The organism is Flavobacterium sp. ACN6, from assembly GCF_002304005.1.
In the GTDB taxonomy this organism is placed as follows: domain Bacteria; phylum Bacteroidota; class Bacteroidia; order Flavobacteriales; family Flavobacteriaceae; genus Flavobacterium.
This window is the reverse complement of the sequence record NZ_MRCQ01000001.1, coordinates 601,013-620,593: the sequence shown is the minus strand read 5'-3', so window position 1 is coordinate 620,593 and position 19,581 is coordinate 601,013. Positions and strand designations below refer to the sequence as shown.

16 protein-coding genes are annotated in these 19,581 nt (G+C 33.8%); 14 read left to right on the top strand and 2 right to left on the bottom strand.

Annotated features, from left to right (window positions below):
* Positions 1-18: 18 nt before the first annotated feature.
* The 9 genes from BSF42_RS02750 to argH all read left to right on the top strand — a co-directional run bounded on the left by BSF42_RS02750 (position 19) and on the right by argH (position 10,328).
* On the top strand, positions 19-1,212 hold the full coding sequence (locus BSF42_RS02750) for an argininosuccinate synthase (RefSeq protein ID WP_095951584.1): 1,194 nt from the start codon (positions 19-21) through the stop codon (positions 1,210-1,212).
* The gene (gene argC, locus BSF42_RS02745; protein ID WP_095951583.1) at positions 1,205-2,182 is read left to right on the top strand and encodes an N-acetyl-gamma-glutamyl-phosphate reductase; all 978 of its coding nucleotides are present in this window, start codon (positions 1,205-1,207) and stop codon (positions 2,180-2,182) included. The genes BSF42_RS02750 and argC overlap by 8 nt, the downstream gene beginning before the upstream one ends.
* Before the next feature lie 80 nt (positions 2,183-2,262).
* Entirely contained in the window at positions 2,263-3,402 is a 1,140-nt protein-coding gene (locus tag BSF42_RS02740; RefSeq protein ID WP_095951582.1) for an aspartate aminotransferase family protein, read from the top strand.
* Positions 3,403-3,552: 150 nt separating this feature from the next.
* Positions 3,553-4,746 (top strand): glutamate-5-semialdehyde dehydrogenase, encoded by a 1,194-nt coding sequence (locus tag BSF42_RS02735; RefSeq protein ID WP_253250965.1) that lies wholly within the window; start codon positions 3,553-3,555, stop codon positions 4,744-4,746.
* A gap of 218 nt (positions 4,747-4,964) precedes the next feature.
* On the top strand, positions 4,965-5,726 hold the full coding sequence (gene proB / locus BSF42_RS02730; protein ID WP_095951647.1) for a glutamate 5-kinase: 762 nt from the start codon (positions 4,965-4,967) through the stop codon (positions 5,724-5,726).
* A gap of 83 nt (positions 5,727-5,809) precedes the next feature.
* Complete coding sequence (locus BSF42_RS02725; RefSeq protein WP_095951580.1) at positions 5,810-6,757, top strand: N-acetylornithine carbamoyltransferase; 948 nt, start codon at positions 5,810-5,812, stop codon at positions 6,755-6,757.
* 102 nt (positions 6,758-6,859) lie between these two features.
* Positions 6,860-7,633 carry an acetylglutamate kinase gene (gene argB / locus BSF42_RS02720; RefSeq protein WP_095951579.1) on the top strand — a complete coding sequence of 258 codons (774 nt, stop codon included), beginning with the start codon at positions 6,860-6,862 and terminating at the stop codon, positions 7,631-7,633.
* Between the two features lie 204 nt (positions 7,634-7,837).
* Complete coding sequence (locus BSF42_RS02715) at positions 7,838-8,908, top strand: M20 family metallo-hydrolase (protein WP_095951578.1); 1,071 nt, start codon at positions 7,838-7,840, stop codon at positions 8,906-8,908.
* Between the two features lie 139 nt (positions 8,909-9,047).
* Positions 9,048-10,328, top strand: a complete 1,281-nt coding sequence (gene argH, locus BSF42_RS02710; protein ID WP_095951577.1) for an argininosuccinate lyase — start codon at positions 9,048-9,050, stop codon at positions 10,326-10,328.
* Between the two features lie 81 nt (positions 10,329-10,409).
* On the opposite strand, the gene BSF42_RS02705 is transcribed toward argH, so the two are convergent.
* Complete coding sequence (locus BSF42_RS02705; RefSeq protein ID WP_095951576.1) at positions 10,410-11,726, bottom strand: T9SS type A sorting domain-containing protein; 1,317 nt, start codon at positions 11,724-11,726, stop codon at positions 10,410-10,412.
* Between the two features lie 266 nt (positions 11,727-11,992).
* Here BSF42_RS02705 and BSF42_RS02700 point away from each other — a divergent pair, with 266 nt between their 5' ends.
* Positions 11,993-12,991: a DUF2157 domain-containing protein gene (locus BSF42_RS02700; protein ID WP_095951575.1), complete on the top strand. Its 999-nt coding sequence runs from the start codon at positions 11,993-11,995 to the stop codon at positions 12,989-12,991.
* Positions 12,988-14,154: a hypothetical protein gene (locus BSF42_RS02695; RefSeq protein ID WP_095951574.1), complete on the top strand. Its 1,167-nt coding sequence runs from the start codon at positions 12,988-12,990 to the stop codon at positions 14,152-14,154. Before BSF42_RS02700 ends, BSF42_RS02695 begins: the two co-directional genes overlap by 4 nt.
* Before the next feature lie 121 nt (positions 14,155-14,275).
* Here the strand turns inward: BSF42_RS02695 and ytxJ are convergent, their stop codons facing one another.
* Positions 14,276-14,665 (bottom strand): bacillithiol system redox-active protein YtxJ, encoded by a 390-nt coding sequence (ytxJ, locus tag BSF42_RS02690; protein ID WP_095951573.1) that lies wholly within the window; start codon positions 14,663-14,665, stop codon positions 14,276-14,278.
* 201 nt (positions 14,666-14,866) lie between these two features.
* Here ytxJ and clpB point away from each other — a divergent pair, with 201 nt between their 5' ends.
* From clpB to BSF42_RS02675, 3 genes are all read left to right on the top strand, one after another.
* Positions 14,867-17,464, top strand: a complete 2,598-nt coding sequence (gene clpB, locus BSF42_RS02685; protein ID WP_095951572.1) for an ATP-dependent chaperone ClpB — start codon at positions 14,867-14,869, stop codon at positions 17,462-17,464.
* Between the two features lie 414 nt (positions 17,465-17,878).
* Positions 17,879-18,763: a DUF808 domain-containing protein gene (locus BSF42_RS02680; RefSeq protein ID WP_095951571.1), complete on the top strand. Its 885-nt coding sequence runs from the start codon at positions 17,879-17,881 to the stop codon at positions 18,761-18,763.
* Positions 18,764-19,104: 341 nt separating this feature from the next.
* Positions 19,105-19,515 carry a hypothetical protein gene (locus BSF42_RS02675; protein WP_095951570.1) on the top strand — a complete coding sequence of 137 codons (411 nt, stop codon included), beginning with the start codon at positions 19,105-19,107 and terminating at the stop codon, positions 19,513-19,515.
* Positions 19,516-19,581 lie beyond the last annotated feature (66 nt).

The following is a 19,581-nucleotide window of genomic DNA, read 5'->3' as shown; positions in this document are numbered from 1 at the left end:
TAGCCTAAATTATAAAAAATGAAAAAAGTAGTATTAGCTTATAGCGGAGGATTGGATACCTCGTATTGTTTGAAATATTTAAAAAATGAAAAAGGATACGAAGTTCATACTGTACTTGTTGATACAGGAGGATTTGACGCAGAAGAATTATCAGCTATTGAAAAAAGAGCTTACGAATTAGGAAGCGCACAGCACGCAAACCTTACAATCGTAGATAAATATTATGATAAAGCTATAAAATATTTGATTTTCGGAAACGTATTAAAAAACAATACTTATCCGTTATCAGTGAGTGCAGAGCGTGTTTTTCAAGCAATTGAAGCTATAAAATACGCTAAAAAAGTAGGAGCAAGCGCGATCGCACACGGAAGTACAGGCGCAGGAAATGACCAAATTCGTTTTGATTTAATTTTCCAAACTATTGCTCCGGAAATTGAAATCATTACGCCAATTAGAGATTTAAAATTATCAAGACAAGAAGAGGTAGATTATCTGGCTCAAAACGGAGTTCACTATTCTTGGGAAAAAGCACAATATTCGATCAATAAAGGACTTTGGGGCACAAGTGTTGGAGGAAAAGAAACTTTAACTTCAAGTCAGCCTTTGCCAAGTGATGCTTATCCTTCGCAATTACAAAAAGAAGGAGAAGAGAAAGTAAGATTGCATTTTGAACAGGGAGAATTAGTTGGAATAAACGGTAAAACGGATAAACCATCCAATAACATTGTAGCTCTTGAAAAACTGGCAAATGCTTACGCAATAGGTAGAGATATTCACGTTGGAGATACAATTATCGGAATTAAAGGAAGAGTTGGTTTTGAAGCCGCTGCTCCGTTAATCATCATTAAAGCACACCATTTATTAGAGAAACATACGCTGGGAAAATGGCAGCAATACTGGAAAGAACAACTAGGAAACTGGTACGGAATGTTATTTCACGAAGGTCAGTTTTTAGATCCAGTTATGAGAAACATCGAAACGTTTTTGCAAGACACTCAGAAAACGGTAAACGGAACTGTAACAGTTTCTTTAAAACCATACCATTTCTCACTTGACGGAATCGAATCTAAAAATGATTTGATGAACACAGGTTTTGGTCAATATGGAGAAATGAACAATGCATGGACGTCTGACGATGCAAAAGGATTTATCAAAATTCTAGGAAATGCACAAAACATATTTTCATCTGTAAATCAATTGGATCATGATTAATGTCGGAATAATTGGTGGTTCAGGCTACACGGCTGGAGAACTCATCAGAATTTTAATGTATCACCCAAAAGTAAACATCGATTTTGTTTACAGTACTACAAATGCTGGAAAACCACTTTCTGTGGCGCACCACGATTTGATGGGCGATATCGAAATGAATTTTACTGATGTCATAAATCCAGAAGTAAATGTGGTATTTTTATGTTTGGGACACGGAAAATCAATTTCTTTTTTACAAGACAATAAATTCGCAAGCCACACTAAAATTATCGATTTAGGAAACGATTTCAGATTGAATAAAGATGCTCATTTTGAAGGAAAAGATTTTGTGTATGGTTTGCCTGAATTGAATAAAGCAGAAATTAAAAAAGCAAATTATATTGCAAATCCAGGTTGTTTTGCTACAGCTATTCAATTGGCTTTGTTGCCTTTAGCAAAACATAATTTATTGAACAATGATGTTCATATTAATGCTACTACAGGTAGTACGGGCGCAGGTGTAAGTTTATCTGAAACTTCACATTTTAGCTGGAGAAACAATAATATGTCGCATTACAAAGCTTTTGAACACCAGCATTTAGGAGAAATTGGAGAAAGTTTAGTGCAATTGCAGGATGATTTTGAAAGCGAATTGCTTTTTATTCCAAATAGAGGAGATTTTCCAAGAGGAATTTTTGCAACATTATATACTCTTTCAGATGATAGTTTGGAACAATTGGTTGCTAAATACGAAGATTTCTATAAAAACGAACCTTTCGTGACAGTTACCACAACAAACATCAACATGAAACAAGTGGTGCAGACGAATAAATGTATCATCAGTTTATTGAAAAAAGGAAACCGGGTTTTAATAACATCAATCATAGATAACTTAACCAAAGGTGCTTCAGGACAAGCAATTCAAAACATGAATTTAATGTTCGGATTAGAAGAAACCACCGGTTTACATTTGAAACCAAGCGGATTTTAAATTGTTGATTATGTGGTTAATCGTTTATTCGGTTAATCGATTAAACAAATCAACGATTAAACAATTAAACAAAAACAAAAATGAACTTATTCAACGTTTACCCATTATATGACATAACTCCAGTAAGAGCTATCGATTGTACAATTTACGACGACAAAGGAGTAGAATATTTAGATTTATACAGCGGACATGGTGTGATTTCGATTGGACACACACAGCCAGATTATGTATCAAAATTAAAAAATCAATTAGACCATTTAGGATTTTATTCTAATGCAATTCAGAATCCTTTGCAGGTAGAATTGGCTCAGAAATTAGGAAAACTTTCAGGTTTAGAAGATTATGAATTGTTTTTATGCAGTTCTGGTGCTGAAGCCAATGAAAATGCTTTAAAATTAGCTTCTTTCCACAACGGAAAATCAAGAGTTATTGCTTTTGATAATTCTTTCCACGGAAGAACTTCTGCAGCAGTTGCCGTTACAGATAATAAAAAAATTGTGGCACCAATCAATGCACAGCAAGTTGTTACTTTTTTACCTTTAAACCAAATTGAATTAGTTGAAGCTGAATTGGCTAAAGGAGATGTTACAGCAGTAATTATCGAAGGAATTCAAGGAGTTGGAGGTTTAGACCAAGGAACAACTGAATTTTTTCAGGCTTTAGAAAAAGCGTGTAAAAAACACGATGTTGTTTTGATTTTAGATGAAGTACAATCAGGATACGGAAGAAGCGGGAAATTTTTTGCTTTCCAGCATCACGGAATCAACGCTGATATTATTTCGGTTGCAAAAGGAATGGGGAATGGATTTCCAGTTGGGGCGATTTTAATTTCTCCAAAATTTGAAGCAAGTTTCGGATTATTAGGAACAACTTTCGGCGGAAGCCATTTGTCTTGTGCTGCGGGAATTGCAGTTTTAGATGTAATGGAAAAACTAGATTTACAAAAGAATGTAAACGAAGTTTATGAATATTTCTTAGAGAAAATCAAAGAAGTTGAAGGCATCAAACAAGTAAAAGGAAGAGGATTAATGCTTGGAGTAGAATTTGATTTTGATGTTGCAGCTTTAAGAAAAAAACTGATTATCGAAAAACACATTTTTACTGGAAGTGCAAACAATAAAAATCTGCTTAGAATTTTACCTCCATTAACAGTAAAAAAATCTGATATTGATACGTTTGTAAAAGCTTTAAAAGAAAGTTTAGAAGAATTAAAAAACTAATTCTCGTTACATTAAACCTGACGGGTTTTTAAAACCCGTCAGGTTTAGAAACACAAAGTATAATATCCTAACAGGTTTCCAAAACCTGTTAGGTATCAATAAGTTTCGATAAAAAGAAACAACCAAAAAACAACCAACCAACTAGAAATTATGAATCCATTATCAATTGAAAAACGCAATGCGGTTTTGCGAACTATGGCAAAGCTGGTCGAGCAGGAGCGGAATGAGATTATCTTAACAAATCAGGAAGATCTTGCCTATTACGACGGTTCAGATTTAGCGATGGAAGAACGTTTAAAAGTAGATGATAAAAAAGTCGATGAGATGATTTTATCATTGAATCAATTGGCTTCTCAGGAAGATCCGGTTGGCGTTGAGCGTTTTCATTTTACACATGATAATGGAATAAAAGTTATAAATAAGACTGCAGCTTTCGGAACGATCTTAATTATTTACGAATCTCGCCCAGACGTTACAATTGAAGCGGGCGGAATTGCTTTTAAATCTGGAAATAAGATTTTATTAAAAGGTGGAAAAGAATCTTTACAATCAAATTTAAAGATTGTGAGTCTTTGGCACAAAGCTTTAGAAGAAAACGGAGTTTTAAAAGACTGGGTTGAATATTTAAATTTTAATCGTGCAGAAACTCAGGCTTTCTTAGAAAAACCAACTCAAAAAGTAGATTTAATTGTTCCAAGAGGAGGAGAAAAACTAATTGAGTTTGTAAAAGCACACGCAACCTGCCCAGTTATAGTAAGCGGACGTGGCAATAATTTTGTATACGTTCATAAAGATGCTGATACAGATTTGGCTTTAAAAATAATTTTGAATGCCAAAACATCTAAAATCTCGGCTTGTAATGCAGTTGATAAAGTTTTAATCGATTCTAAACTGCCAAATTTTGAAGGATTTACGGCTATTTTAATTGAAGAATTAAAAGAACATAAAGTTGAAGTAATCGTTGATAAATCTCTTGAGAATTTTGAAGATACAGAAACACTTCAAAATGAAAATATTTGGTACGAAGAGTTTTTAGATTATAAAATCGTAATCGGAACAATTGATTCTGAGGAAAATGCAATTGAAAAAATTAATAAATATTGCGGCGGGCATTCGGCAGTAATTATTACAAAAGATGATAAAGCTGCACAAGAATTTATGGATGCCGTAGATGCAGCAGCAGTTTACCAAAATGCTTCAACCCGTTTTACAGACGGTGGACAATTTGGTTTAGGTGGTGAATTAGCGATAAGTACAGATAAATTGCATCAGCGCGGACCAATTGGTTTACAGCATTTGGTTACAAATAAATGGTATGTATACGGAGAAGGGCAGATAAGATAATTTAGATTTTAGAGTGTAGATTTTAGATTGATTATTAACGATTTTTGATTTCAGATTATTGGAATTTGGTCCCGAGGCTTCGGGATAAAATTTGGAATTTATTTAAAGACAAAGCTTTGCAACTTATCATTTGTAAACACAAACAATAAAAAAACCTTGCGCCCTTTGCGCTAAAAATGACTTAGTGCCTTAGCGCCTTCGTGGCAAAAATAAAAGACATGGCAAAAAAACGGATTTTATTAAAAATAGGAAGTAATACTTTAACCAAAGAAACCAATCATATTTCGCGGGGAAAGATTGAAGACCTCGGAATGCAGATTGCAGCTTTAAACAAAGATTACGAATTTGTAATTGTAAGTTCTGGAGCCATCGCGGCGGCAAAACAATTTGTAAAGCTGGAAAGTAAAGGAAAAGAAATTGCATTGAAACAAGCCTTAGCCTCAATTGGCCAGCCTCATTTAATGCGGATTTTCCATGAAAATTTCAGCGATTTAGGATTATTGACATCGCAATGTTTATTGTCTTATTCAGATTTTGAAAAACAACAGTCGAAAGTAAATATTGTCAACACAATAAACGTTTTGGTCGAAAACAATTACATTCCGATTATCAACGAAAATGATACCGTTGCCACAGATGAAATTCGGTTTGGCGATAATGATAAATTAGCCGCTTTAACAGCCGTTCTTTTAAATGTTGATATTCTGATAATTGCCACTAATACAAACGGAATTTACACGAAAGATTCAATTCACGATGAAATTCCTGAAACGATCAAATTGGTAAATGATTTAAAAACTTTGGAAAAAGAAATTGGCGAATCAAAATCATCACACGGAACAGGAGGAATGCAATCCAAAATAGAAGCTGCTGGAATAGCAAAAGCAGCGAATATTGAAACTTGGATCGTAAATGGATTAAATGATAATTTTATTTTAAAAGCATTAAAAGACGAAATACCTTTTACTAAAATTGTGTAGAATGTTTATTTGTTTAATCGTTAATTCGGTTAATCGATTGATCAAATAAACAGTTAAACAAATAAACGATTAAACAAAAAAAAATGAACTATATTTCAATAAAAGACATTAACTCATTATCAAAATGGGTAAAAGGCGCATTAAAAATCAAAAAAAATCCGCTTAAAAATCAAAGTTTAGGAAAGAATAAGACTCTTGGAATGTTATTCTTCAATCCAAGTTTAAGAACGCGTTTGAGTACTCAAAAAGCCGCTTTAAACTTAGGAATGAACGTTATGGTAATGAATTTTACCAACGAAGGCTGGACTTTGGAGTTCGAAGACGGAGCGGTTATGAATTCTGGCGCTTCAGAACATATCAAAGAAGCTGCAGAAGTGGTTTCTCAATATTGTGATATTATCGCAATTCGTGCTTTTGCAGGTTTAGTAGATAAGGAAAAAGATTATGCTGAAACCGTTCTTTCAGGATTTTTGAAATACGCTACAGTTCCAATTGTCAACATGGAAAGTGCTGTTCGTCATCCATTGCAGTCTTTAGCAGATGCTATTACGATGGAAGAATTCAAAACCAAGCATAAACCAAAAGTAGTGCTTTCTTGGGCGCCTCATCCAAAAGCTTTGCCTCAGGCCGTAGCCAATTCATTTGTAGAAATGATGCAGCTGCAAAAAAATATGGATTTTGTAATCACGCATCCAGAAGGTTACGAACTAAGTCCAGAAATCACAAAAGACTGCACAATTGAATACAATCAAGATAAAGCTTTCGAAAATGCCGATTTCGTTTACGTAAAAAACTGGAGTAACTTCAACGATTACGGAAAAGTGACCAACAGCGATTCAAATTGGACCGTTACTGCCGAAAAAATGGCTTTAACCAACAACGGAAAATTCATGCACTGTCTTCCAGTTCGTCGTAATGTAATTGTAAGCGACGAAGTTTTAGATGGCGAAAATTCAATCGTAATAGAACAAGCGAATAACAGAACATATTCTGCACAATTAGTTTTACAAAAAATTCTGAAGAAATTGTAAATTTAGGTGCAAAGGCTCAAAGTGGCAAAGGTTCAAAGGTTTTACAGCCTTGAGAAAAAACTTTGTTCCTCTGAACCTTTGTCCCTTTGAACCTTGAAAGAAATGAACGTATCAGTAATAAAAATAGGTGGAAACATCATCGACAACCCAGCAGAATTAGAACAATTCTTAACCGATTTTTCTAAAATCAGCGGTTATAAAGTTTTAGTTCACGGCGGTGGAAAATCGGCGACTAAAATGGCGCAAAGTATTGGTTTGACTCCTCAAATGATTGACGGACGCCGAATCACCGATGCTCCGATGCTTGATGTTGTCGTGATGATTTATGCAGGAGAAATTAATAAAAATGTTGTGGCGCAGCTGCAGGCGAAAGACAATAATGCAATGGGATTTTCCGGAGCTGATGGCAATTTGATTCAGTCGGTAAAAAGAAATCATCCAACAATCGATTACGGATTTGTGGGCGATGTTAAGCAAGTCAATACTAAATTATTAGCCACTTTGTTGGAAACTGGAATCGTTCCCGTTTTCTGTGCCATTACACACGACAAAAATGGTCAATTGTTAAATACAAATGCCGATACGATTGCAAGCGAATTGTCAATTGCCTTATCAGAAGTTTTTGATGTTACATTAACTTACTGTTTTGAAAAACAAGGTGTTTTACAAGATTCTGAAGATGATTCATCTGTAATTACAGAAATTAACGAAGCTTTATATAATAAATTAAAAGAGGAAAAAGTAATCCATTCCGGAATGATTCCAAAATTAGATAATTGCTTCAATAGCTTGTCAAGAGGTGTTCAGAAAATCAAGATTGGGCATCACAAGATGTTGCAAAATCCAGATGTTTTGCATACAACGATTACATTATAAAAAGGTTGCCACGAATTACACGAATTTTTACGAATTAAATTTGAATAAAGAAATTAGTGCAAATTCGTGTAATTCGTGGCAAAAAAAATAGAATTGCGCTAGTCATTTTAAATATTAATTTAAGAAATTTGCGCAAATTAAAATTGTCACAGATTAATTAAAAACTTTGTGACTTCGTGCCTTCGCGGCAAAGAAACCATAACTATGAAAAATATTGCAACGCTTACCCAGGAAGCAATTAGTTTATTAAAAAGCCTGATTGAAACGCCTTCATTTTCAAGTGAAGAAGACCAAACGGCACTTTTAATAGAAAACTGGTTCAATCAAAACGAGATTCCTTTCAAAAGAGAAAACAATAATGTGTGGGCTTTCAATAAGTATTTCGACGAGAATAAACCAACACTTTTACTAAATTCACATCACGATACTGTAAAACCGAATCAGGCTTACACCAACGATCCGTTCAAAGCGATCGAAAAAGACGGTAAATTATTTGGTTTAGGAAGCAATGATGCGGGCGGCTGTCTGGTTTCACTTTTGGCAACGTTTGTACATTTTTACGAAAATCAAAATTTATCACATAATATTGTAATTGTGGCTTCCGCCGAAGAAGAAAGCAGCGGAAAAAACGGTTTAAACAGCGTTTTAAAACATTTACCAGAATTAGATTGTGCTATTGTTGGAGAACCAACTTTAATGCAACTGGCAGTAGCTGAGAAAGGTTTATTAGTTTTGGATGTAAAAGTAAAAGGAACTGCAAGCCATGCAGCACATCAAAACGATGATAATTCATTATACAAATCAATTCCTGTAATGGAATGGTTTAAAAACTATAAATTCGATAAAATCTCAGACGTTTTAGGTCCCGTAAAAATGACCGTAACGCAGATCAGCGCTGGAAAACAGCATAATGTAGTGCCGTCAGAATGCGATTTGGTTGTTGATATTCGTGTAACAGATCGCTACACCAATGCCGAAATTCTGGAAGTAGTAAAAGAAAACGTAAATGCCGAAGTAACGCCAAGATCAATGCATTTAAATGCATCGTCTATTCCAGTCGCGCATGGTTTGGTTCAAGCCGGACTCGCTTTAGGAAGGACAACTTACGGATCACCAACGCTTTCAGATCAGTCTGTTTTAAGCTGTCAGTCTTTAAAGTTAGGACCAGGAGAAACATTACGCTCCCATTCAGCAGACGAATTTATTTTTGTAAATGAAATAGAAGAGGGAGTCGATTTGTATATCAAAATACTAACAGATTTCTTTAAATTATAAGAAAAAGAAAAACCGCCACGAATTCACAAATTAATTTTTTACTATCTAAATCAGATATTAATTCGAATTAATTCGAAAAAAAAACGAAAAGATTTGAAAAAATAATTCGTGATTTCGTGGCGAAAAAAAAACATAACCTATGAAACTTTGGGAAAAAGGAATACCAACAGACAAACAAATCGAACAGTTCACAGTAGGAAACGATCGTGAACTGGATTTAGTTCTGGCAAAATACGATGCTTTAGGCTCTATTGCACACGCCAAAATGTTAGGTCAGATTGGTTTATTAACTGAGGAAGAAACAACTTCTTTAGTTGATGCATTAAACGATATTATCGCTGATATTGTAGTTGGAAATTTCGAAATCGAAGACAGTTTCGAAGATGTACATTCTAAAATCGAATATCTGCTAACTGAAAAACTAGGTGATGCAGGAAAGAAAATCCACACTGCGCGTTCACGTAATGATCAGGTTTTAGTTGACGTTCATTTGTATTTAAAAGACGAATTAAAAGCTATAAAAGAGCAAGTGAAAACATTGTTTGACTTGTTAATGGAATCTGCAGAGAAACACCAAAACGTTTTATTGCCGGGTTATACGCATTTGCAAATCGCAATGCCATCGTCATTCGGAATGTGGTTTTCTGCTTACGCTGAAAGTTTAATTGATGATGTCACCATGTTAAACGCAGCTTCAAAAATTGTAGATCAGAATCCGTTAGGCTCTGCTGCAGGTTACGGAAGTTCGTTTCCAATCAATAGAACATTTACAACAAAAGAATTAGGATTTGAAACGTTGAAATACAACGCTGTTGCGGCACAAATGAGCCGTGGAAAAGCGGAGAAAACCGTTGCTTTTGCGATGACAAGCGTTGCAGGAACTTTATCAAAATTTGCGATGGACGTTTGTTTGTATATGAGCCAAAACTTTGATTTTATTGGGCTTCCGGCGCATCTTACAACAGGTTCAAGCATTATGCCTCATAAAAAGAATCCAGATGTATTCGAATTAATCAGAGGGAAATGCAATAAAATTCAAGCGCTTCCTTATGAAATTACTTTAATTACCAATAATTTACCAAGCGGTTACCACAGAGATTTACAGCTTTTAAAAGAAGGTTTGTTTCCTGCAATTCAAAATCTTAAAGCTTGTTTGGATATTGCAATATTTTCTATCAAAGATATTACGGTTAAAGATCATATTTTAGAAGATAAAAAATACGATTATTTGTTCACGGTAGATACTTTAAACGAAATGGTAGTAGAAGGAATGCCTTTTAGAGATGCTTACAAAGCCGTTGCTGAACAGTTGGAGGCAGGAACATATAAATCTCCAAAAGAAACAAAACATACACATGAAGGAAGTATCAATAATTTATGTTTAGATGCAATTAAAGATAAAATGAAAGCAGCTTTTTAATATTGTAAATTGTGAAAAGTAAGATGTAAAATGCAAAAAGGTCATTGATTTGTTTCAATGACCTTTTTTTTATGGAATAATTTAGTTCTTTACAAGCTTAAAAGTTTTGCTTCTGTTTTCTAGTTGCACTTTACACACGTAAAAACCTTTAGCGAGATTTCCAACATTCAATTCTAATTTTTCATCAGGAGAAATACTTTCAGAATGTGTATATACTTTTGCACCATTAGAAGAAAATAAATTAACCTGAGCCAGTCCATTATCAGAACTTGAAAAATCTATGTTTAAAAGACGATTTATAACCGATGGATAATATTTAAGTTCGAGATTGTTTGTGTTATCATTCAATCCTAAATTGTTACAGCTCTTTGACAAAGCGCCTTGAGCAGTAACCTGAAGCGTTGCTCCAGCTCCGCAAGAAGAATTAGACACGAATCCCGCAACATTTGCAATAGCTAAAACATTATAGGTATAAGACGGTTTCGTAACAGCAGTTCCAGAATTTGCAGGAGCATTTAGACAATCTGTGAAAGCGACTCCAATTGTTCCGCCATCTGTACTAACGTAATTTTTAAAAGCAGTTCCAATTTTAGCAAAATCAGTTCCTTCAACATAACAAGTTGTGTTATTATTTCCGCCTCCCAATCCAATTGCCAGCGAACCAGAAACGGAAGTATTATAATAGCAGTTTAAAATATGAAGTTCTGCATTTCTTGCTCTCGGCATTCTTTCACGACAGCCTTCTGCCCAATAACAATTTTTAAAAGTAATGCTGTAATGACCATCAGCAGGAGCATCTGTTTTAGAAGAACCCACAAGATTTGTAAATCGATGATCGTCTGCACCGCCGGATCCGCCAGATTTTGGAGCTTTCAAATAAATAAATTTACACCAAGAAATAGTTACATTATCTGCCGTGCCTTTGTTATCAAAATTACCATCCATTCCGTCTTGAAATTCGCAGTGATCAACCCAGATATTTGTGGCTTCAGAAGTTAAATTATCATGTCCGTCAACATCGTACGCGCCCGGTCCTTCAAAAATTAAATTCCTAATGATAATATTACTAGAACCAGGTTTCAAATTTAAAATTCCAGAACCTGCTGCAGTCTGATCCAGATTTACTAGTCGAGCGCCAGGAAGTCCGATAAGGGTTTTATTATTTACCAATAAACTCGTGTATGAACAAGTAATAGTTCCCGAAACCAAAATGACTTGCGGAGTAGTTAATTTTAATTTTGCTGTTAAATCAGCGTAAGTAGACACTGTTACTGGAGATGTACTTCCTCCGCCAGTTGCTGAAGCTCCAAATCCTTCGGGTGAACTCATAAAATAATTTTGAGCAAAAAGAAAGGAGCAAGGCAGCAGAAGTGCCAATACTATAAGCTTTGTTTTCATTTCAGTGTGGTTTTTTGTGGTTTAAATAGTAAATGTAATCGATTGCACAAATGTAAAAGAATAAAAATAATTTCAAATTAATTTATCAAATAATTATACTATAAAGTTTTGATTATAAGAATTATAAGTGTTTTTTTTACACTATTGTTTTATATTAAATTACTAATAGTGAGAGTAAAACAATATTATGATGACTAAAAGGTTTAACTATAAGGAGAAAATTCATGCTAAATACATATATTTGATAATCACTTTAAATAGTATCAATGAAAAAATTTAAAGAGCAGTCGACTCTAAATCTTTTTGAGAAAGGTTTGATTACCGAAAATCAATTTGAAGAAGTCAAGGCTTATCGAAATTTGAACATCTTTTCTTTAAACGCCGAGTTAAAGCTATTTCTTTATTTATCTGTTTTATTATTTACCTCAGGAATCGGAATCCTGATTTACGAAAACATAGATACCATTGGTCATATTGCTATTCTTTCGCTTCTTTTGGTTGTAATAGCGTTCTGTTTTTTCTACTGTTTTAAAAATTCCAAAGGTTTTCAAAAAACAGAAACCACTTTCGAACATCCCGTTTTAGAATATTTAGTACTATTAGCTAATATTTTAACTTGTATTTTTATTGGTTACCTCCAATTTCAATATAAACCTTTTGGAGAACATTACGGTTTAGCGACTTTAGTACCAACCATAGTCAGTTTCTTTTGTGCTTATTATTTCGACAATAAAAGTGTTTTGACTATCGCTGTAACTGGTTTGACGGCTTACATCGGACTTTCGGTAACACCTCAGGATTTATTAAACGACAATGATTTTTATTCCAATGAAAGTTTAAGTTATTCTGCTGTTATGTTGGGAGTTTTACTGATATTGTGGACGATTTATAGTAATCGAATTTCATTAAAAACGCATTTTAGTTTGATCTTCCTCACTTTCGCATTACATATTATCAGTATCTCTTCTTTGGCCAATTTACTGCATCATTACAGTTTAATCTGGATGATTTTTGCGGTTATTTTAGCTGGTTCTACATTTTATTTTTACAAAATCAGCTACCAATTAAAGGCCATGTCTCTTTATGTTTTTATGATTGTGTATGGGTATATAGGTGCAAATATACTTTTGTTTAGGATTTTTGAGAACGTTGATTTTTCTAATATTTGGGAATTATTTCTTTTTCTATTGCCATTATATTTCATCGGTTCAATTGTAATGTTCATCAAATTAATTAAAAACTTTCATAAAGAAATTGCAGCATGATAGTACACAACAAACAGTTATTGAATAATGAAGCTTTGGTTGATGAGGCTGCAACTTTATACAAAGGTGGTTTTATAAGTAAGGAACAAAGAAAATTTATAGAGAAAGAACTACCCGTTTTTAAAAGTCAAGATAATATTTTAGTTCGAATAGGTTTCTTTTTGCTGGGATCTTTATTATACAGCTCAATATGCGGAGCGCTTTCTATTTTTGGAATAAGTTCTGAACGTATATATTTTGAAATATGCTTTTATCTTTTTACGATAATTGGTTTTGTGGGATGCGAAATGCTGGCAAAACAAAATTTTCGCAATCATGGTTTAGACGATGCGTTTATTTTAGGCACAATTATGAATCTAGGCGTAGCTATTGCCATTACAACAGAAGGATATGAAATGGTGATCGCTTTTTTTGTCGCTGTTTGTGCAATCTATATGTTTTTGAGATATCTGCATTTGCTGTCCATGTTGGTTTTCTGTTTTGCGATAACAGCTTTTTTATTTTTCGGAATGTTTGAATTTGGCGATATAGGAAAAACGATTCTGCCTTTTACAGCCATGATTTTTGCTGCTGTTTTTTATTTTCTAACAAAGAAATTAATCCATAATCTAAATGAAAGTTATTATTACAACGGACTTTTACTAGCCAACAGTTTCTGTCTGGTGCTGTTTTATCTTTCTTGTAATTATTTGGTAGTTAGAGAGCTTTCTGAAGAACTTTTAGGAACCGAAGTTAAACCTGGAACAGATATTCCGTTTGCATTTTTCTTTTACGGATTTACTTTCATTGTTCCAATAGTTTATTTGGTCCACGCCTTAAAAACAAAAGATAGAATAATGCTTTGGATCAGCTTTTTGGTAATTGCATTTTCAATTTATACGATTAGATTCTACTATGCCGTTTTGCCTGCAGAAGTAGCGCTGACTCTCGGTGGTTTGGTTTTATTTGTGATTGCGTACTTTTCTATTAAAAAATTAAAAGAAAAAGAAAGCGGTTTAACCTTTAAACCAGATCGAATCAATCATTCAGATACTCTTTTAAATGCTGAAGCTTTAGTTGTGGCTTCTTCATTTGGAATGAAACCAGAAGTAAAACCACAAGCTTCTCCAATGGAATTTGGAGACGGAGGCTTTAGTGGAGGCGGTTCTGGAGGAAGTTATTAAGTAATGGTAATTATTAATTGTTAATTGTGAAAAGTAAAATGTAAAATTAAAATGTGGGACATAAACTTTGTTTAGTTTACATCTCACATTTTACAAATATCATTTTAGATTTCACACTAAATTATATTTTGCTTTTCAATGCCTGTGCATCAATATCGCTGTGCGAAACATTGTAAACGGCTTTTCCGTTTTTGATTAAAATTAATTGCGGAGATTCATGATATACGCCGAATCTACTTGCAATTTCATTTGAAATATCACGGTGCGCGATCAAATCTAAGAAATAAGCATCAACAACTCCTTCAAGATCATAATCTCTTTCAAATTGTTTTAATGCCATTCGGCTGATACTGCATCTTGTGCTGTGTTTAAAGATTACAACAGGTTTTTCGATAGAAATTTCCTGAACTTCCATTAATTGAATAATATCTGTTAATTCTGTCCAGTTTACTTTACTTTTTGGAGCTTCTGAGTTCTCTGAACTTCCGAAGATTGAATTGAAAAAACTCATATTTGGCTTGTTTTATGACTTTTTGACATTTAAAAATGAGATAATTATCTGTTTTAGTGCCTTTTTGTCTGTTTTTTTGATATGGAATATAATTTGACTATTCCAGTACAAAGTTAGAATATTTGAGTTAAAAATGTATCTCAATAAATTGTAACTTTAATCTTATTGAATATCAAACAAATAAATCAAATCGATAAAAATATGAATATTAACAAGTTTACTATTAAATCGCAGGAAGCCATTCAGTTGTCGCAGCAATTAGCACAGCGAAACGGCCAGCAGCAAATTGAAAATGAACACATTTTCAAAGCTATTTTTGAAGTTGATGAAAACGTGGCGCCGTTTATTTTGAAAAAGTTAAACGTAAACGTGCCTTTGTTTTTACAAATTTTAGACAGTACAATTCAGAGTTTTCCAAAAGTTTCAGGAGGTGATATTTTACTTTCCAGAGACGCAAATAAAGCTTTGAATGAAGCTGAAATTATCGCACAAAAAATGAACGACGAATATGTTTCGATCGAACATTTAATCTTAGCCATTTTTGACTCAAAAAGTAAAGTTTCTCAGATTTTAAAAGATCAGGGAGTTACTGGAAAAGGTCTTAAAGCAGCAATCGAGGAATTACGTAAAGGCGAAAGAGTAACTTCGGCATCAGCAGAAGAAACATACAATTCGTTGAATAAATATGCTAAAAACTTAAACGAATTAGCACGTACAGGGAAACTAGATCCAGTTATTGGACGTGACGAAGAAATCCGCCGTGTATTGCAGATTTTGACTCGTAGAACAAAAAACAACCCAATGCTTATTGGTGAACCTGGTGTTGGTAAAACCGCAATTGCAGAAGGTTTAGCGCACAGAATTGTTGATGGAGACGTTCCAGAAAATTTAAAAGATAAAATCGTTTTCTCATTAGATATGGGGGCTTTGATTGCAGGAGCGAAATTCAAAGGAGAATTTGAAGAACGTTTAAAATCGGTTGTAAAAGAAGTAACTTCTGCCGAAGGTGATATCGTTTTATTTATAGATGAAATTCATACGCTGGTAGGAGCAGGTGGAGGAGAAGGCGCAATGGATGCCGCTAATATCCTGAAACCAGCTTTGGCTCGTGGTGAATTAAGAGCGATTGGTGCAACGACTTTAGATGAATATCAAAAATATTTTGAAAAAGATAAAGCGCTTGAAAGACGTTTTCAAAAGGTTTTAATTGACGAACCAGATACAGAAAGTGCAATTTCAATTTTACGCGGCATCAAAGAAAAATACGAAACGCACCATAAAGTACAGATTAAAGACGAAGCAATTATTGCAGCGGTTGAACTTTCGCAGCGATATATTACCAATCGTTTTTTACCAGATAAAGCAATTGACTTAATGGACGAAGCGGCTTCTAAACTTCGTATGGAAATCAATTCAAAACCAGAAGAACTGGATGTTTTGGATCGTAAAATCATGCAGTTGGAAATCGAGATCGAAGCCATTAAGCGTGAGAAAGAAGAAAGTAAGCTGAAGATCTTAGGAATGGATTTAGCGAATTTAAAAGAAGAACGCAACGAAATCTACGCCAGATGGAAATCTGAAAAAGATATTGTTGACGGAATTCAGGCTGTAAAACTGGAAATTGAAGACTTTAAATATGAAGCAGAACGTGCAGAACGTGAAGGTGATTACGGAAAAGTAGCTGAAATTCGCTATGGAAAAATAAAAGAAGCGCAGGAACGTCAAGAAGCTTTGCAAAAACAATTATTAGAGTTTCAATCTGGAACTTCTTTAATCAAAGAAGAAGTAACCAGAGAAGATATTGCAGAAGTTGTAGCAAAATGGACTGGAATTCCAGTTATGAAAATGCTTCAGACAGAAAGAGAAAAACTATTGCATTTAGAAGACGAACTGCACAAACGTGTAGTGGGGCAGGAAGAAGCAATTGAAGCGGTGAGTGATGCCGTTCGTAGAAGCCGCGCCGGTTTGCAGGATATGAAAAAACCAGTTGGAACATTCTTATTCTTAGGAACAACCGGAGTTGGTAAAACGGAATTAGCAAAAGCATTAGCAGAATATCTTTTTGATGATGAAAATGCCATGACGCGTATCGATATGAGTGAGTATCAAGAACGCCACAGTGTGAGCCGTTTGGTTGGTGCGCCTCCAGGATATGTAGGTTATGATGAAGGTGGTCAATTGACAGAAGCGGTTCGTAGAAAACCTTATTCAGTAATTTTGTTAGACGAGATCGAAAAAGCGCATCCAGATACATTCAATATCTTATTGCAGGTTCTAGATGAAGGACGTTTAACCGATAACAAAGGTCGTCTAGCCGATTTCAAAAACACAATTATTATCATGACTTCTAACATGGGAAGCCAGATTATACAAGAAAAGTTTGAGAATCTAAAAGGCGGTGTTGAAGCAGCTACAGAAGCAGCTAAAAACGAAGTTTTAGGATTATTAAAACAAACTGTTCGTCCGGAATTTATAAACCGTATTGATGAAATCGTAATGTTTACGCCGCTTACAGTTGAGAATATTTCAAAAATTGTAGGCTTACAGCTTAAAAGCGTTACCAAAATGCTGGCATTACAGGGAATTACTATGGATGCAACTCCAGAAGCAATTGCTTACTTGTCAGACAAAGGATATGATCCTCAATTTGGGGCAAGACCCGTAAAACGTGTGGTTCAAAGAGAGGTTTTAAATCAGCTGTCAAAAGAAATTCTGGCAGGAAACATAACAACAGAAAGCATTATTTTGTTAGATGCTTTTGATGGCAAATTGGTTTTTAGAAACCAGACAGCTAATTAATTTTTTCATTGTTACTCTTAAGAAAGCATCAGTAATTGTACTGGTGCTTTTTTTTATCCGTGAATTCTGAAACTTTTCTCCTTATTCGTGTAACAATTTTTCAATCAAAATAAATGAATTTTATAACTTCAAACAAATCAAGCAAAATTCAATTATTAATTTAAAAAAAAGAAGCTATGAATAATATATTTAGAGGTTTAATCGCAGGATACGGTGCAAAAAAGTTAGGTGGAGGATGTTTCGGAACTATTTTAGTTTTTATAATTATCTGGGTAATTTTAGGACAGTGCAGTTAATTTTTCTGCAAAACTACAATACAGAAAATTACGAATAAAAAGCAAATTTTTGATGTCAAATTGTTGGGAAGATTACATCAAAATGTCTAGATTCGCATCACTAAAATAAATTTAAAAAATGGCTTCAGGTTTTTTCGTTCTATTAGATGATATCGCAGCAATTATGGATGATGTTGCAGTAATGAGTAAAGTCGCTGCAAAGAAAACAGCTGGAATTCTAGGTGATGATTTAGCAGTAAATGCTGAAAAAGCATCAGGATTTGCTTCATCAAGAGAACTTCCGGTTTTATGGGCAATCAGCAAAGGCTCACTGCTTAATAAAATCATTATTCTTCCAATTGCGTTCTTGTTGAGTGCTTTTTTACCAGTTGCTATTATTGTCATTCTAGTTTTAGGAGGATTATTTTTAGCTTATGAAGGAGCCGAAAAAATATATGAATTTATATTTCCGCACAAACACGAAGAATCAGAAGGAATTACCGACGAAGTTTTAACCGAAGAAGAAATTCTTGCAGCCGAAAAAGGAAAAATTAAATCGGCAATTATAACCGATTTTATTCTTTCTGTAGAAATTGTAATTATCGCTTTGAGTACAGTAGTTGAAGAGCCCTTAATACAGCAAATAGTTGTAACTTCCATAATTGCATTAATTGCAACTATTGGTGTTTATGGTATTGTTGCGCTTATTGTTAGAATGGATGAAGCAGGTTATAAGCTTATAAAATTTAGTAAAAGAGAAAAAAGTATATCAAAATTTATTGGTAATATCTTAGTAAAAGCACTTCCATTAATTATTAAAAGTTTAACCGTAATTGGTACAATAGCTTTATTATTAGTTGCTGGGGGTATCTTCGTGCATCACATTCCATTTTTTCATCATTTAGCAGAAAAAATTAATATTCCTGCCATCATCAAAGAATTTACAATTGGACTTATTCTTGGTCTTGTAGTTTTAGCATTCGTTAATCTCTTCAAGAAGATTTTTAAAAGGAAAACAGTTTAAATTAAAACTAAATATATTTTAAATTAAAACATCAGTTAACGCTGGTGTTTTTTTTGTTTTATGAGCATAGTAATTCATTTTCAAAAGTACTTTTTGTCCCGCTATCCGCTATATCTTTTCCCTGCTAAAGGAGCAGGAAAAAGGATACCGCTTCTATCGGGGCTACGCAATATCTTTTCATTTTTATAAGATATAGATTCATTTTGAAAACTTTTTTTAATCAATAAGGTTTTGATTTATAAGTGTTTAATCTGTAAATGATTTTTTTAACATTTTTACCAAAGCAACCATTGCAACTTTGCCGCATCTTCATAGTAATTAACAATTAATTATTATTTTATATGAAAAGTTTTAGATTAAAATCATTTTTAGTAGTATTATTTTTATCAATTGCATTCATTTCATGCAGCAGTGATGACGATGACAAAACACCAGCTCCAACTACAAAAGCTGCATTAGTAACAGAAATTACAGGACCAGCAACAGGAAAAGTAAATGAAGAGCTTTCGTACGATGTTACTTTTGTAGCAGATAATGCTTGTGGAGAATTTGACAGAATTAGCGAAGTTTTAATTGATAAAGTTAAAGGGCTACAGGTTGAAGTAAAATACGCGTCAGAAGTTTGTACGCAACAAGTTCCATCACCAAAAAAGACTGTTTATAAATTTAAATCTGATACAAAGGGAACTTTCGAAATTAAATTCAAAAAATCAGAAACAGAATTTTTGATTCATAAAGTTTTCATAGAGTAAACGACTTGCTTAGTTGATTTTTTTTAGGTTGTAAAACCATTTTGCAGAAGTTTAATTAAAACTGAT